The organism is Citrobacter sp. Cpo100 (assembly GCF_030332595.1).
Lineage (GTDB): Bacteria > Pseudomonadota > Gammaproteobacteria > Enterobacterales > Enterobacteriaceae > Citrobacter > Citrobacter portucalensis.
Genome location: NZ_JAOWHM010000031.1, coordinates 315,513 through 331,811 on the forward strand (window position 1 = coordinate 315,513; position 16,299 = coordinate 331,811).

Annotated in this window: 13 protein-coding genes; 8 read left to right on the forward strand and 5 right to left on the reverse strand. The window is 51.1% G+C overall.

All coding sequences use genetic code 11. From position 1 onward, the window contains the following. The first annotated feature begins 364 nt into the window (after positions 1–364). A complete protein-coding gene (setB, locus tag OGX96_RS08395) occupies positions 365–1,546 on the forward strand; it encodes a sugar efflux transporter SetB (protein ID WP_286582702.1) in 1,182 nt (393 codons plus the stop codon). On the opposite strand, the gene OGX96_RS08400 is transcribed toward setB, so the two are convergent. Continuing rightward, the gene (locus tag OGX96_RS08400) at positions 1,543–1,797 is read right to left on the reverse strand and encodes a YkgJ family cysteine cluster protein (RefSeq protein ID WP_286582704.1); all 255 of its coding nucleotides are present in this window, start codon (positions 1,795–1,797) and stop codon (positions 1,543–1,545) included. The genes setB and OGX96_RS08400 overlap by 4 nt on opposite strands. Positions 1,798–1,954: 157 nt before the next feature. Between OGX96_RS08400 and yeiP the strand changes: the two genes are divergently transcribed. After that, complete coding sequence (yeiP, locus tag OGX96_RS08405; RefSeq protein ID WP_003027452.1) at positions 1,955–2,527, forward strand: elongation factor P-like protein YeiP; 573 nt, start codon at positions 1,955–1,957, stop codon at positions 2,525–2,527. Between the two features lie 319 nt (positions 2,528–2,846). Here the strand turns inward: yeiP and torD are convergent, their stop codons facing one another. From torD to torC, 3 genes are read right to left on the reverse strand one after another with little or no spacing between them, the layout of a single operon-like run. After that, on the reverse strand, positions 2,847–3,479 hold the full coding sequence (gene torD, locus OGX96_RS08410) for a molecular chaperone TorD (protein ID WP_008785279.1): 633 nt from the start codon (positions 3,477–3,479) through the stop codon (positions 2,847–2,849). Next, positions 3,469–5,967 (reverse strand): trimethylamine-N-oxide reductase TorA, encoded by a 2,499-nt coding sequence (torA, locus tag OGX96_RS08415; RefSeq protein ID WP_286582707.1) that lies wholly within the window; start codon positions 5,965–5,967, stop codon positions 3,469–3,471. The genes torD and torA overlap by 11 nt, the downstream gene beginning before the upstream one ends. Before the next feature lie 9 nt (positions 5,968–5,976). Continuing rightward, on the reverse strand, positions 5,977–7,110 hold the full coding sequence (gene torC / locus OGX96_RS08420; protein ID WP_286582711.1) for a pentaheme c-type cytochrome TorC: 1,134 nt from the start codon (positions 7,108–7,110) through the stop codon (positions 5,977–5,979). A 165-nt stretch (positions 7,111–7,275) separates the two neighbouring features. Between torC and pdxR the strand changes: the two genes are divergently transcribed. Continuing rightward, positions 7,276–8,748, forward strand: a complete 1,473-nt coding sequence (gene pdxR / locus OGX96_RS08425; RefSeq protein ID WP_060683525.1) for a MocR-like pyridoxine biosynthesis transcription factor PdxR — start codon at positions 7,276–7,278, stop codon at positions 8,746–8,748. A gap of 45 nt (positions 8,749–8,793) precedes the next feature. Here pdxR and uxuA read toward each other — a convergent pair whose 3' ends face one another. Then, positions 8,794–9,984 (reverse strand): mannonate dehydratase, encoded by a 1,191-nt coding sequence (uxuA, locus tag OGX96_RS08430; RefSeq protein ID WP_032944021.1) that lies wholly within the window; start codon positions 9,982–9,984, stop codon positions 8,794–8,796. Between the two features lie 202 nt (positions 9,985–10,186). Between uxuA and OGX96_RS08435 the strand changes: the two genes are divergently transcribed. The 5 genes from OGX96_RS08435 (at position 10,187) to OGX96_RS08455 (ending at position 16,216) form a co-directional block, all read left to right on the forward strand. Beyond that, complete coding sequence (locus OGX96_RS08435) at positions 10,187–11,653, forward strand: mannitol dehydrogenase family protein (RefSeq protein WP_286582715.1); 1,467 nt, start codon at positions 10,187–10,189, stop codon at positions 11,651–11,653. Positions 11,654–11,772: 119 nt separating this feature from the next. Beyond that, a complete protein-coding gene (locus OGX96_RS08440) occupies positions 11,773–12,759 on the forward strand; it encodes a CobW family GTP-binding protein (protein WP_267454499.1) in 987 nt (328 codons plus the stop codon). 33 nt (positions 12,760–12,792) lie between these two features. Then, complete coding sequence (locus OGX96_RS08445; protein WP_286582718.1) at positions 12,793–13,506, forward strand: phosphatase PAP2 family protein; 714 nt, start codon at positions 12,793–12,795, stop codon at positions 13,504–13,506. 413 nt (positions 13,507–13,919) lie between these two features. Next, complete coding sequence (gene mepS, locus OGX96_RS08450) at positions 13,920–14,489, forward strand: bifunctional murein DD-endopeptidase/murein LD-carboxypeptidase (RefSeq protein WP_003834567.1); 570 nt, start codon at positions 13,920–13,922, stop codon at positions 14,487–14,489. A 167-nt stretch (positions 14,490–14,656) separates the two neighbouring features. Beyond that, positions 14,657–16,216 carry a cyclic di-GMP phosphodiesterase gene (locus OGX96_RS08455; protein ID WP_008785287.1) on the forward strand — a complete coding sequence of 520 codons (1,560 nt, stop codon included), beginning with the start codon at positions 14,657–14,659 and terminating at the stop codon, positions 16,214–16,216. The last annotated feature ends 83 nt before the right edge of the window (positions 16,217–16,299 follow it).

The window sequence follows — 16,299 nt, forward strand, 5'->3', positions numbered from 1 at the left end:
CTCCTCTCCCGCTGAATTGAAACGATTCAGCCAACATGAGAAAAAAGGCGTCACCCGACTCCATCAGTTAAGGCAAGATGACGCTGAAACGTTTCAAGAAGTCTTGCTCTTTTTTCTTCAGCACACAAGTAAAGTTGACAAATTACTTGCTGAATTTAGAGATAACGCACATTTTCTCTGCGAAGGAGAAAAAAATGCTGACGCAAAAACGCCGTCAGCTTGTCAGATTCAGCAACGTCAGCAAACAGCATTCTTTGACTGAAATGCTATTTTGATTTTTGATGCCGATTTTGATTTGGCTCCCTGTTTATTTTCTGACAAGCGGCGTAAACTCCGCGTCTCTTCACATCATTGATATCAAAACATGCATAACACCCCCGTAGCCGCCACACCCAAGGCGTTTGATTTAACGTCTTCGGCGTTCCTGCTTGTCGCATTTCTGACGGGTATCGCCGGTGCGTTGCAGACGCCAACGCTCAGCCTTTTTCTGACGGATGAAGTCCACGCCCGTCCCGGCATGGTCGGGTTCTTTTTTACCGGTAGCGCTGTGATCGGTATTCTGGTAAGTCAGCTTCTGGCCGGACGTTCAGATAGAAAAGGCGATCGCAAGAACCTGATTGTGTTTTGCTGCGTGCTGGGGATGCTGGCCTGCGTGCTGTTCGCCTGGAACCGTAATTATTTTATCTTGCTGTTTGTCGGGGTATTCCTCAGCAGCTTTGGATCGACCGCCAACCCGCAAATGTTTGCTCTCGCCCGTGAACACGCCGACCGCACAGGTCGGGAAGCCGTCATGTTCAGCTCAATATTACGTGCACAGGTTTCGCTGGCCTGGGTAATTGGCCCGCCGCTGGCCTACGCGCTGGCCATGGGATTCAGCTTTACGGTGATGTATCTCAGCGCGGCGGTGGCGTTTGTTGTCTGCGGCGTAATGGTCTGGCTGTTTTTACCCTCAATGAGTAAAAACGTGCCTCTCGCGACAGGCGCAGTTGAGGCCCCGCGCCGCAATCGACGCGACACGTTGCTGCTGTTTGTTATCTGCACATTAATGTGGGGAACCAATAGTCTCTATATCATTAATATGCCGCTGTTTATCATCAACGAACTGCATCTGCCGGAAAAACTGGCGGGCATCATGATGGGCACCGCAGCCGGACTGGAAATCCCAACCATGCTGATTGCTGGCTATTTTGCAAAGCGTCTGGGTAAACGTCTGTTGATGAGAATTGCCGTGGTTGCCGGATTCTTCTTTTATGCCGGTATGCTGCTGGCTCACTCTCCGGCGATATTGCTTGGCTTACAGCTGCTGAACGCGATTTACATCGGTATTCTCGGCGGGATTGGTATGCTCTATTTCCAGGACCTGATGCCGGGACAGGCGGGTTCAGCCACCACCCTCTATACGAATACCATTCGCGTGGGCTGGATTATTGCCGGATCGCTGGCGGGGATTGCCGCTGAAATTTGGAACTATCACGCGGTGTTCTGGTTTGCGCTGGTGATGATCGTCGCCACCGTCGTGTGCCTGGCGCGCATCAAGGACGTTTAAGGCGCGGTTAGCGCTTCAAGCTCGATGAGATAAACCATGGCCTGGTGCGTCGTCCGCCCGCACATTTCCGCACCAGGCTGTAAACCGCCGCACACCTTTGGTCGTAGCGGCGACGCAAAAATTTTGCAACGCAGGGATTCATCCAACTGAACGCAGGGCGTATTAGCGGGTTTGCCATCAGGCATACCGGGGATGGGACTGGAGATTGAAGGCGCGGTGCAGCATGCACCACAATCCGGACGGCATTCCATACAGTACTCTCTTAATCGTAAACCATCGGATTGTGCGGGAAGGGCACAGTACCACCTTTTTTGCACCAGCAAAAGCATGAATTCCGCTTGCCTGAATGCCCCGGCGCGAGTAGTTTTACGCGATATTTTAGACACTCCTCACTACAGGATTTTTTCGATGCCAAGAGCGAACGAAATTAAAAAAGGTATGGTACTGAACTACAACGGCAAACTGCTGATTGTAAAAGATATCGATATTCAATCACCGTCTGCACGTGGTGCTGCCACGCTGTACAAAATGCGTTTTTCTGATGTGCGTACCGGTCTGAAAGTTGAAGAGCGCTTCAAAGGCGACGATATCGTGGATACCGTCACTCTGAGCCGTCGTGGCGTTGATTTTTCCTACGTCGATGGCAACGAATACATCTTTATGGATAAAGAAGACTATACCCCGTATACCTTCACCAAAGACCAGATTGAAGAAGAGCTGCTGTTCATGCCGGAAGGCGGTATGCCGGATATGCAGGTACTGACCTGGGACGGCCAACTGCTGGCGCTTGAACTGCCGCAGACCGTAGACCTGGAAATCGTTGAAACCTCACCGGGGATTAAAGGTGCTTCAGCGAGTGCGCGCAACAAGCCAGCAACCCTGAGCACCGGTCTGGTGATCCAGGTTCCTGAGTATCTGAGTGCGGGTGAAAAAATCCGTATTCATATCGAAGAACGTCGCTATATGGGCCGTGCAGATTAAGCTCCTGTCGTTACAGGTGAACCAAAGATAATGACATGTTGTCTCTGGCAAAATGTTCCGTTCACTTTAGTGATATCACTTCTCTGAAACGATACTGCCTGTGAACGTGTTAAGGGTACTATCGCCGTACCCTTAACAATCCCGCCGGGAGCCTGGGTTGCAAGGGAGGCGGCGGTGAGCCTCCCTTGCACGTTCACGGGTATCTGCGCTTCAGAGAAATGACTCCGCTGAGGTGAACGGAACCCTATGCCGCAATAAAATATGCTCCATAATGCTTAACTGACTGGCATTACAACGCAGGCTGTCCCTTTTTTCATTTTCAGCGCTGGCTGCTGAAATAAAAATCATCCATCAGCAATGACTCCAGATACTGTTCATCCTCTTGCATAAAACGCACTATCAGATTCACCGCCTGAGGATAAAACCCCTCGTTATCCCGCACCAGACAAGCGTCGCGAAATAACGGTGCCCAGCACAGAATATGATGATGCAAAAAGTAATATTGCGCCGATAGCCTCTCCTCTTTAGCAACCATCCTCGCCATTAATGCCAACTGCACAGCAATATGATCGGAGGGTTCATTCTCTCGCGCTGCCAGACCTTGCTCAATCAGCAGCACATTCATTTGCCGACGTTCTTCTGCCGCTGTCGTGTGTGGATAGTGCCCTGCATAGGGAGAAACACTTGCCGGCGGGGCCAGCAGAAACAGCGAGGCAAAATCTGCTGCCAGCTCCAGCTGTCGGGAGTCGCGCCGCAAAACCCGGCCCAGGCTGCGCTCAAAACGTTTAACCTCGGCAGACACTCCAGGAACCGCCGCCAGTGAGGCAATCCAAGCCTGGCTATCGCCGTTTTCCAGACTGGCGAGCTGTTTTTCATCCAGTTCACGAAATAGCAGTTGCGAAAACCACTGGTACACAGCTGCCCGCTGCTGATGAATTTGCTTATGCTGCACTGGTCCCCTCCTCTTTCACAATCTGCGGACCACCGAAAGCCGTCACCTGCGGGGCTTTCTGCTGATAACGCTCGACCTCCACCAGCACGGTATGCGCTGAAGGCCCCTGGGCCAGCTGTGAAGTACCGATATCCGCGCTCAGCACGTTCGGGTCGCCATAGGTGCATAATGTCCCGGCTTTCCCCCCTTCCTGCGGGGAGTACCATGCACCTTCATGAATACGGACCACGCCAGGGGAAAAATCCGGACTGACAACTACGCCAGCCAGTACCTGACCGCGAGCGTTAAAAACGCGGGCGATATCACCGGCTTTTAAGCCACGAGCGGTGGCATCCTGTTCACTGATATAAAGCGGTTCTCTTCCGGCAACCGCATAGGTGTTGCGAAACGCCTCGCTAGAGCACAGTTGGGAATGCAGACGTTTGTCCGGATGGCAGGATTGCAGATGCAGCGGGTATTTATCTTTTTTGCCGCTATGGGTACGCTCAAAGGGTTCCATCCACACCGGATGCCCCGGACAATCCTCATAGGCAAAGCCCGCGATGGTTTTGCTGTAGATTTCAATCAGACCTGACGGCGTTCCCAGCGGATTCAGGTCTGGCTGGTCGCGAAACTCACCGTGACGTACCCACGGCTGGCCCGGCGGATATTCAATATATCCGTCCCCCTGCCAGAACGTTGTGAAATCCGGTAATGAGACGCCGAGCGATGCCCCCATCTTCACACCTTCGTCATAAAGCGCCTGTATCCACTGCATTTCATCACGGTTTTCACGGTACACCGCTTCCTTGTCAAAGCGCTTACACAGCCCGGCAAATACATCAAAATCATGCCGCGCTTCATATTGCGGTTTGACGATCTGATGCAACGCCATCAGCCCTTTATTCGAATGCGTACCGAACTGCTCAATATCGTTACGTTCAAAGCGGGTAGTAACGGGCAGGACGATATCGGCAAATCGGCACGACGCGGTCCATTGGTGATCCAACACCACCACGGTTTCCAGCTTGTTCCACGCGTCGATCATGCGATTCCTGTCCTGCTGCGCATGAAATGGATTCGCCGCGCTGTAGATCGCCATTTTGATGTCAGGCCAGGTTAACGTCTCGCCGTTAAAGGCAACCTTTTTGCCCGGCTCAAGCAGGCAGTCAACGATACGCGAAGTGGGGATATGCTCCGATGCGCCGCGAAAATCCGCGTTGTACTTTGCCTGCGGGGGATTCGTGATCCCTCCCAGTCCAGAAAGCACAGGCCCGGCGGATGTTACCGTACCACCGCCGTTGTAGTGCCAGCCAAATCCTACCCCGCCGCCGGGCAAACCAATTTGACCGACCATGCTGGCCAGCACCACCAGCATCCACGGATACTGCTCACCATGGTGCATGCGTTGTACGCACCAACCGCCCATAAACTGTGTCCGACCTTTCACCAACAGGCGGGCGAAGTCTCGGATCTGCTCTGCCGTCAGGCCGCAGATTTCAGCCGCCCATTCGGCATTTTTCGGCTGTTTATCGGTTTCGCCCAGCAGATACGGCAAAAACTGCTCAAAGCCGACGGTGTAATCGGTAATAAACGCCGTGTCGTACAGTTTTTCTTCGTACAAGGTATGCGCCAGCGCCAGCATTAACGCCACATCGGTTTGTGGCCGCAACGCCAACTGCTCGCAGCCAAGATAGTTTTGCGACTTGCTACGCACCGGATCAACACTGATAACGCGCATCTTACCCTGCGCTATCGCCTCTTTAATCTGCTGCCAGTAGCCAAACGCATCGTGATCGGGAACCAAAAACTCGATCTGCAAGTTCTTGATCGGATCGCAGCCCCACAGCACGATGGTATTGCTGTTTTGAATCACCAGCGGAAGCGACGTCTGCTGCTCATAAACTTCCAGCGAACCAATCACATGCGGTAAAATGACCTGTGCCGCTGCCGCAGAATAGTCGCCGACGGTTGTCACATAGCTACCATGCAGGCCAAGTCCCCGATCCATCGCCCCGCCCGCTTTATGGTATTTGCCCACCATTTGCCAGTCGGCAAGCCCGGTAAATACGCCTGATGAGCCATAGGTTTTTTGCACCCTCTCCAGCTCTTCGTAAAACAGATCCAGCGCCTGATCCCAACTGACCCGTACAAAACGGTTATCTCCGCGCTGACTGCGATCTGACTTCTCACGCTTACGCAGCCAGTCCAGACGCACCATCGGGTAGCGCACCCGCGACGGGTTGTAGACCACTTCACGCACCGCGTTCAGCATATCGCAGGGGTATTTGTCATGTTTGAACGGACGGGTTTCGGTCCACTCACCGTTGACCACTTTGGCTTCAAAAGCGCCATAGTGCGAACCAGATTGGATCCACTGTTCGGGATTTTCCCCCGCCGCCCACACTTTTGATATCAGCGGATTAGGCGCCAGTGCACTGGCAGCCCCCACCGCCAGCATTCCGTTGAGAAAACGGCGACGGGACGGATTAAAGTCATGAATATCCATACATTATCCTTACTTTTTGTTGGTTTCAGACACATCGCTGGCGTGGGTCTGGAGGTATTTCAACAACGTACGTTCCTCCACCGGATTAAGCCGGTAATAGGTCGACATGGCTTTCAGTCCGGCGATCCAGCCGTTAGCGGTATATCGGGTTGTAGGAGGAGTGCTATGACAGGCGCTACAGGTGGATTGCAGCATTTGATCTGAGTACTCCCAAATTGGCGCAAGCGTGTTGATAAAGTCCTGATCGGTGGCCCAGGCGGTGACGCTCACCTGCTGCCATTCCTGATGTGAGTCAGGATCGACCTGGGTTTGTAGCACTTTTACGTTCGCCATCAGGGGCTCATCGAGAACGGCGGAGAAAACGCGTTTCCCCATATACTGGGTGATCACCCGTCCACGCCCTTTGCTTTCTCGCCAGCCCGTGATTTCGAGCTGCACGTTACTGCCTTCTTTTTTCAGCACCTTGACCTCGGTAGCAGGAAATAACAGCGCCTTCCCGGCCGGACTCCCTGCCGTTGCCGCCAGTGATTTTTCGCTTAATGAGAACAGTGTGGTCGCATCTGTTGGCATATCTCCCTGACGCTGTAGCTGCTTATAGCGATCGCGAAAACCGCTGCTCATATCGGGTTTGTGATGGGCTATTCCTTTGTGACAATCGATACAGTTACTGTCTTTTGCTGCCGCTGCGGTCATTTGCGCCGCCGCGTTTGCCGATTGCTTGCCATGATCCATTGCCTCATAGCTATGGCAGGATTTACACGCCGCTGAATTATTCGCGCTCATGCGTGCCCACTCCCGCTGGGCCAGCTCCGGGCGTTTGGCAGCAAACTTTTCAGGAGTATCGATAGAAGGAGAAATAAAGGTGTGATAGAGGTCGTTTAAGGCTTCAGTTTTACGAATAAGCGTTGGAACAACGCCCGGGGGGATATGACAATCCTTACACTCAGCCCGCACGCCAGATGCGTTACGAAAATGCACGCTGGTTTTATATTCCTCTCCAGCAGTGCGCATCGAGTGACACGATAAACATAATTCGGTGGTACTGGTGTAATGAACGCCTTGCCACGTTCCCCAAATAGCCAAGGCCATTGCCACCGCCCCAGCCAATACGCACCACAATGCGTTCTTTCTTATCCACGACATGCTTGCCTCCATTTTTTTAATAGCGACACGCTAAGGGATAATAAAAACCAAAAATAGAGACAGCGATGGCAAGCTATAGGAACAGCCGCTACTCCATGAGGTGTATCAAATAGTAAAAACGAGAAATTCGTAATATAGTGGCTATATATTAATAAGGAATTCCTCATGCTTACATTAACGCTCAATAGAGAACTCCGCACTCCGCTGCAATTGCAAATTTTTCAATTTTATTTCCAGGCTATTCAGCGGGGAGATTTGCTTTGTGGCGATAAGCTTCCCTCTATTCGCGAGCAGGCTCAGGTATTGAACGTAGCCAAAATAACGGTAGTGATGGCCTATGATAAGCTTATGGCTGCAGGGTTAATCAAGAGCCGACACGGCATTGGCTATGAAGTGATATTCACCACGCCTGTACGTATAACACCAACGCATGTGCCCGTTACCCAGGGTTCTCCGCCGACAAAACCTAAAGCTGCCGGAGTCTCAACCGATGTTTACGCCGAGCCTGGACGAGAGTGCTACTGTCGGATGGGCGTCCCCGATCCCAACGCTTTTCCCTGGTCAAGTTGGCGGAAATGGAATAATGCTCCAAGCATACTTAAAGAACAATTATTTACCCGATACCATTCACCAAGTGGATTATTTTCACTGCGTGAGCAATTGGTCAGATACCTTAATTTATCCCGCGGAATTAATACCCGAGCAGAGAACATCATCATTACCAACGGGATTCAGGAAGGATTATCACTGCTCAGCCAAATATTTATTATTCATCATGCTGTCAGTCAGCAAAAAAAGTGCCATATTGTGACCGAATCCCCTTGTTATTCTGGCGCATGGCATCTTTTTAATTATTACGGTGCAGACATTACGTCAATTGCCGTAGATAACCACGGGCTGCAAACAGATAATTTACCCGAGTATGAAACCCAGCTTTGTTATGTTACTCCAGCGCATCAGTATCCGATGGGAAGCGTGCTTTCACTGGAGCGCCGTCAGTCATTATTAACGTGGGCGCAACGCGTCGGCGCTTACATCATTGAAGATGATTACGATGCCGTTTTTACCTATGGGGAAAATCCCCTTCCCGCGCTGAAAGCCATGGATTATCACAACCGGGTTATCTACATGGGGACATTTTCTAAAACGCTGGGGCCAGGCGCACGGCTTGGCTATCTTATTTGCCCTGATGAATTGCTTCCGGCGGTACAGAATATGAAAGCGCTCAATAACAACGGCAGCCAGTGGTTGTTGCAGCAATTTTTGGCCGAACTGATGCAAAATCAGGTGTTTTATACGCATATCAGCAAGCTGGCCTGCAGCTATGCGACGCGCCTCACCCTGTTACGCGATGGCCTTTCCACTCTGTTTCCCGAAGGGAAAATCGCTGGCGCAACGGCAGGTCTGCACCTCTCATTACGCATTGCCAGACACGCAGAATTCATCACCAGGTTGCAACAATGCTGCCTGTTGGCCGGGATCCGTTTCGACACTCTGCCGGATATAGAAAATGGATCAGAAGCAGCATGGCGCAAAGAGAACAGCGATGCTGTTATGTTTTTTGGATTTGGTGGATTGCAGATACAGCAGATCAATAAAGTGCTGACAGTGCTGGAGCAGGCGCTCGCGCAGCCTTGATGAAAAACAGGGATCGCGCCTGTCGCGCAATCCCTGTTGTTAGACTTACAGCAGATCGCGGAACTGCGTTTGTTTCAGCGCCAGCTCAACGCCACGGACTTCTGCCAGGCCTTTCAGGCGGCCAATCGCAGAGTAGCCCGGGTTGGTTTTCTTGTGCAGATCGTCAAGCATCTGGTGTCCATGATCCGGACGCATCGGGATAGGACGCAGGTCGCCCGCTTTTTTACGCCGCTGCTCTTCGCTCAAAATGGCAGCCACCACCGATACCATATCCACATCGCCCTGCAGGTGCGCACCTTCATGGAAGGTTTTCGGGTTATCTTCACGACAGGTTGAGCGCAGGTGCGTGAAGTGGATTCGATCGCCAAAGGTTTCGATCATTTTCACCAGATCGTTATCAGCGCGCACGCCGTAAGAACCGGTGCACATGGTGAAACCATTATTAATGCTATCGACCGTTTCTTTCAGCCACTGCATATCTTCGATAGTCGAAACGATACGCGGCAGGCCGAGGATCGGGCGCGGCGGATCGTCAGGATGCACGGCCAGACGCACGCCGACTTCTTCTGCCACTGGCACAATCGCCCGCAGGAATACCGCCATATTATCGCGCAGATCGTCCTTGCTGATGCCGTCGTATTCAGCGAGACGCGCACGGAACTGATCCAGCGTATAGCCCTCTTCTGCACCAGGCAGGCCAGCAATGATATTGCGGGTCAGTTTTTCAATTTCTGCATCACTCATGGCATTGAAGTAGTCCATCGCCTGGCGTTGTTCTTCGGCGGTATAATCCGCTTCAGCTCCCGGGCGTTGCAGAATGTGAAGTTCAAAGGCCGCAAAAGCAATCTGGTCAAAACGCAGCGCTTTGGAACCATCCGGCAGTTGATATTCGAGGTCGGTACGCGTCCAGTCGAGGATCGGCATGAAGTTATAGCACACCGTATCGATACCACAGGTCGCCAGATTACGGATACTCTGCTGATAGTTGGCAATCCACGTTTGATATTGACCTGAACGCGTTTTGATATCTTCGTGGACAGGGATACTTTCCACTACCGACCAGGTCAGCCCTTTTTCAGCCAGAATGGCCTGACGCTGCTGAATTTCTTCTACCGGCCACACTTCACCGTTAGGAATATGGTGCAAGGCGGTCACAACACCCGTTGCGCCAGCCTGACGCACATCATCAAGCGATACCGGATCGTTAGGTCCGTACCAACGCCAGGTTTGTTCCATTGTTTCACCTCACAAGTTGTTATACCAAATTAAATCATCTTAATGACGACTACCATACAGGCATCCGTCAACTGATCAACACATTGCCGATGATTGGTTGATCAAGCTCACATTCCCCGGATAAATGAGGCACACCAATTCAATTTGTTGTCATATAACTTTATACTACCATTGTTAATTTATGGTTAATCAGGTGTATTAAATGAAAACTATTGCCTCAGCGCCACTGGCGGAAAATGTCATGATGCCGCAATACGACCGCCAGCAATTAAAAACGCGGATTGTGCATTTTGGTTTCGGTGCTTTTCACCGCGCCCATCAGGCGTTACTAACCGACAGGGTGCTGAATGCGCAGGGTGGAGACTGGGGTATTTGTGAGATCAGTCTGTTCAGCGGCGATCGACTGATGAGCCAACTGCGCGAACAGGATCATTTATTTACCGTGCTGGAAAAAGGGGCCAACGGCAACCAGCCAATTGTTATCGGCGCCGTCAACGAATGTCTCAACGCCAGGCTGGATTCGCTGGCGGCCATTATCGAAAAATTCTGCGAGCCTCAGGTGGCTATTGTCTCACTAACCATCACAGAAAAAGGCTACTGCATCGATCCGGCGACAGGCTCGTTAGACCTCAGTAATCCACGTATTGCTCACGATCTGCAAACACCGACTGAACCGCACTCTGCCCCCGGAATTATTGTTGAAGCCCTACACCGCCGACGTGAACGCGGGCTACAGCCGTTTACCGTCCTCTCTTGCGATAACATCCCGGACAATGGTCATGTGGTAAAAAACGCCGTCCTTGGAATGGCGGAGAAACGTTCACCAGAACTGGCAACCTGGATTCAGGAGCATGTCAGTTTCCCAGGCACCATGGTCGACCGCATTGTCCCTGCCGCCACTGAAGAGTCACTGGCCGAAATTGCCCGCGAGCTGGGGGTTGCTGATCCTTGCGCAATCAGCTGCGAACCGTTTATCCAGTGGGTGATTGAAGATAATTTTGTGTGTGGCCGCCCACAATGGGAAACGGCGGGCGTCCAGATGGTCGAAAATGTGTTGCCGTGGGAACAAATGAAACTGCGGATGCTGAACGGCAGTCATTCGTTTCTCGCTTATCTCGGCTATCTGGCCGGGTTCCAGCACATCAGCGACTGTATGCAGGACAGCGCATTTCGTGAAGCCGCTTACCGCCTGATGCTCAACGAACAGGCACCTACGCTGCAAATTACCGATGTTGATTTAGACCAGTATGCCCTAAGCCTGTTGGAGCGTTTTGCCAACCCAGCGTTGAAACATAAAACCTGGCAAATCGCGATGGACGGTAGCCAGAAATTACCCCAGCGCATGTTGGAAGGGATCCGCGTACATTTAGCCCGCCAAAGCGAGTGGCCACTGCTGGCGCTCGGCGTCGCGGGCTGGATGCGTTATGTGAGCGGCGTGGATGATTCAGGCACCGCTATTGATGTTCGTGACCCGTTGAGTGAAAAAATTGCCGCTCTGGTTAAACAGACCACAGAGTCAGAACGCGTCAACGCCCTGCTTTCGCTGCGCGAGATTTTCGCCACCGATCTCGTACAGAATCCGCAGTTTGTCGCGGCCATTCAGCAGGCCTGGCAACGCATTGCCCAATACGGTGCGCATCAGGCTGTCATCGAGACGTTAAAAAGTTAACGATTTCTGCCATTAAGCAGGACGAAGCGCCTCTTCGTCCTCTCACCCCTTCTCTTTTTCCCCGTTTTTCGCCAGGATTGTTAAATGCCATTACGGTAATTTATGATTCTGGAGTAAATGTGACTAAAACCAATCTCATCACCGGTTTTCTCGGCAGTGGCAAAACCACCTCTATTCTTCATTTATTGGCAAACAAAGATCCTGCTGAGAAGTGGGCCGTGCTGGTTAATGAGTTTGGTGAAGTTGGCATTGATGGCGCGTTGCTGGCCGACAGCGGTGCGCTGCTAAAAGAGATCCCCGGCGGCTGTATGTGCTGTGTTAACGGTCTGCCAATGCAGGTTGGCCTCAATACGCTGCTGCGTCAGGGGAAACCCGACCGCCTGCTGATTGAACCCACCGGCCTCGGGCATCCCAAACAGATTCTGGATTTACTCACCGCACCGGTTTATGAGCCGTGGATCGATCTGCGCGCAACCCTCTGTATCCTTGATCCTCGCCTGTTACTGGATGAGAAAAGCGTCGCCAATGACAATTTCCGCGATCAGCTGGCCGCTGCTGATATCATTGTTGCCAACAAAACCGACCGTGCCACGACGGAAAGCGAAAACGCCCTGCAAAGCTGGTGGCAACACTTCGGTGGTAATCGCCAGTTAGTTCATGCCGACCATGGGCAAATTGACGGTCAGCTACTGGATTTGCCCCGACTAAACCTGGCGGAGCTTCCTGCAAGCGCGGAGCACGCCCATAGCCATGCCAACAAAAAGGGGCTGGCAGCGTTGAGCTTACCCGCACAGCAGCGTTGGCGGCGTAGCCTGAACAGCGGTCAGGGCCACCTGGCCTGCGGTTGGATTTTTGACGCCGATACAGTGTTCGATACCATCGGTCTGCTGGAATGGTCGCGTCTTGCTCCTGTTGGACGCGTAAAGGGGGTAATGCGTATTAAAGAAGGACTGGTACGCATTAACCGCCAGGGAGACGACTGGCATATAGAGACGCAAAACGTCGCGCCACCGGATAGCCGTATTGAACTCATCGCCGATACCGAGACCGACTGGAATGCGTTACAGAGCGCGTTGTTGAGACTTCGTTTAGACGCTAGCGCGTAAGGTTGCCTTCGTTTTTAGCAATGGTAAACGACGATGAAAACCCGATACCCTTTAATCCTCCTGCTTAATATTGCGGGCCTGGCACTGTTTCTGTCCTGGTATATTCCAGCCGGGCATGGGTTCTGGTCTTCACTCGATACGGGCGTCTTCCGATTTTTTAATCACAAATTGATTGAAAGCCCACTGTTCCTGTGGATTGTTGCTATTACCAATAACCGGGCATTTGATGGCTGCTCATTGCTGGCTATGGGCGCATTGATGCTGCACTTTTGGATCAAAGAGACGTCGGAAGGTCGCCGACGTATTGTGGCTATCGGTTTGGTTATGCTGCTCACCGCAGTGGTATTAAATCAGCTGGGCCAGGCGCTTATTCCCGTTAAACGCGCCAGCCCCACGCTTATGCTGGATAATATTTATCGCGTCAGCGAACTGCTGCATATTCCGACCAAAGATGCGTCGAAAGACAGTTTTCCTGGCGATCACGGCATGATGCTGCTTATTTTTTCCGCATTTATGCTGCGTTATTTCGGAAAAGTCGCAGGAATAATCGGCCTTATTATCGCTGTGGTTTTTGCCTTCCCGCGCGTAATGATTGGCGCCCACTGGCTCACCGATATCGTGGTTGGTTCCATGACGGTGGTCTTGATTGGCCTTCCCTGGTGGCTAATGACGCCATTAAGCGACCGATTAGTCACTCTGTTCGTGAATTATCTACCCGGCAAAAACAAACAATTTTTAAACAAATAACGCAGAGTAATTAACATCATCAGGGATACTTCTGATTCCCTGATGATGCCGGGCAATATTTCATCATTCTGATTGTCATTCTCCTGTCATCTTATTCATGTTTAAAATGAGTAGGTTGCGTATTTTTTACCCTGATTGTTCTTAATTTAGACAATGCCGTTTATTCACTTTCTGTATCAATTTTTCTTATAAGAAATCACGTAAAATCACTCGCATTGACCGGAACGATCGGGTAATCTCGAACTCGTTTTGCCTCGCGGGATAATTATTCCCTTTCAGAATAAATTTGTGCGTTCTGCCACAGATTTGACCTTAAGGAATTGTCTCATCGTGCGATGGTAATTAGTCTCGTCACGTTTGGCATTTTTTATAACGATATTTATCGTTAAGGACTTCAAGGGAAAACAAACAAAATGGTCAAATCTCAACCGATTTTGAGATATATCTTGCGGGGCATACCCGCGATAGCAGTTGCAGTTCTGCTTTCTGCATGTAGCACAACGAACACCGCCAAGAATATGCATTCTGAGACGCATGCTGTGGGCAATGGAGATAACTCTTCACTGCAAGCCTCTCAGGATGAATTTGAAAATATGGTACGTAATATCGATGTTAAATCACGTATTATGGACCAATATGCTGACTGGAAAGGCGTGCGTTACCGCCTTGGCGGCAGCACCAAAAAAGGTATTGATTGCTCAAGCTTCGTGCAGCGTACATTCCGCGAGCAATTTGGTTTAGAGCTTCCGCGCTCAACCTATGAACAACAGGAAACGGGAAAATCCGTTTCGCGCACTAATCTGCGCACAGGCGATCTGGTTCTGTTCCGTGCTGGTTCTACTGGCCGTCACGTCGGTATTTATATCGGTAACAACCAGTTTGTACATGCCTCGACCAGCAGTGGCGTTATCATTTCCAGCATGAACGAGCCTTACTGGAAAAAACGTTACAACGAAGCTCGCCGGGTTCTGAGCCGCAGTTAGTTTCGTTTGGCAGCTATCCCTTGGCTATCCTGATGAGACATTCCAAAAGCACTGCTTCGGCGGTGCTTTTTTGTTTCACCCTGCCACTAAGAAAAATCTCACAACATGAGTCATTTCAGGTTATATTCATACAGAGTAAGCGGTTAAATCAGGTAAAATAAGGATCTATGTTCAGACGCTCTTCTTCATCCGGTCGGAAAATCCTGCTTTCCTGTATGTTAACGGGGCTTATCGTCGCAATACTCGTGAGTACCCTGCAGTTTTTCGTCACCTGGCATAAACGAGAAGTTAAGTACGACACGCTCCTTGCCGATATCCAGAATTACGTCAGCAGCTACTTCACCGACCTCAAAACCACCACCGATGCCCTTCAGCCGCTGGTTGCCAACAGTTGCCAACAAGTCGGCGCTAAACTGACCTCCAGTGCAGCCTTCAGCCTGAACGTTCGCGCTTTCTTACTGGTAAAAGACGGCATCGCTTTCTGCTCTTCCGCGACAGGTTCCATGTTCACTCCGATTTTGGATTTGATACCAAACCTCGATATCAGCAGAAATATTGATGTGGAATTACTTCCCGGTACGCCCATGATGCCGGATAAGCCAGCGATCATGATTTGGCACCGAAACGCGTCGTTCAATGATAGCGGCGTATTTACCTCACTGAATATCAATCTGGCACCTTATCTGCTCTATACCGCCCGGCAGGATGATTTTGACGGTATTGCGATTATCGTCGGTAATACCGCAATTTCGACATTCTCATCGCGAATCATCGATGTCTCCGCTCTTCCTCATACCTCCTGGCGGCAGGCCACTCTTGAAGGGATCCCGCTTAAAATTCGCTTATACGCACAAGAGTGGAGCTATACCGACGTCTGGTATTCTATTTTGTTGGGATGTATGGCCGGGATTATTGCCGCCCTTCTCCTCTGGTACTACATCTACAGCATCCGTTTACGCCCAGGCAAAGATATCCTCAACGCCATCAAACATAACCAGTTTTATGTGGTGTACCAGCCCGTCGTAGAGATGCAAACGCTGGAAGTGAAAGGCGTCGAGGTCCTGTTACGTTGGAATCACCCAACAACGGGCGAGATCCCACCGGATGCCTTTATTCATTACGCTGAATCACAGAAAATGATTGTCCCACTGACTCAGCATCTCTTTAAGTTGATCGCCCAGGATGCCCCGGCGCTGCAAAAAGTGTTACCCGCTGGCGCAAAATTGGGGATCAATATCGCGCCATCGCATCTGCATGGCGAGACATTTAAAGACGACATCCGGCACCTGCACGCTTCACTTCCCGCAAACTATTTTCAGATAGTGCTGGAAATCACTGAACGAGATATGCTCAATCAACACGAGGCCACAAAGCTATTTGAATGGCTGCATTCCGCAGGTTTTGAAATTGCGATTGATGATTTTGGCACCGGCCATAGCGCGCTTATTTATCTGGAACGCTTTACCGTTGACTACCTGAAAATCGATCGTGGGTTTATTAACGCCATTGGAACAGAAACCCTGACCTCTCCGGTTCTGGACGCCGTGTTGACACTTTCTAAACGTCTTAATATGCTGACGGTTGCGGAAGGGGTAGAAACTCCTGAGCAAGCCCGTTGGCTGCGCGATCGTGGAGTGCATTTTTTCCAGGGATACTGGATTAGCCGACCATTAAAGCTTGCTGATTTTGTGCGTTGGATGGCACAGCCCAATAAGCCGACGTGGTGATCGCAGTATGCGATTCATATACTCTCACTCGCCGCTACATCCCTTATCTTTCAGGCATGATGCCCGTCGGGTTGTGGCAGGAA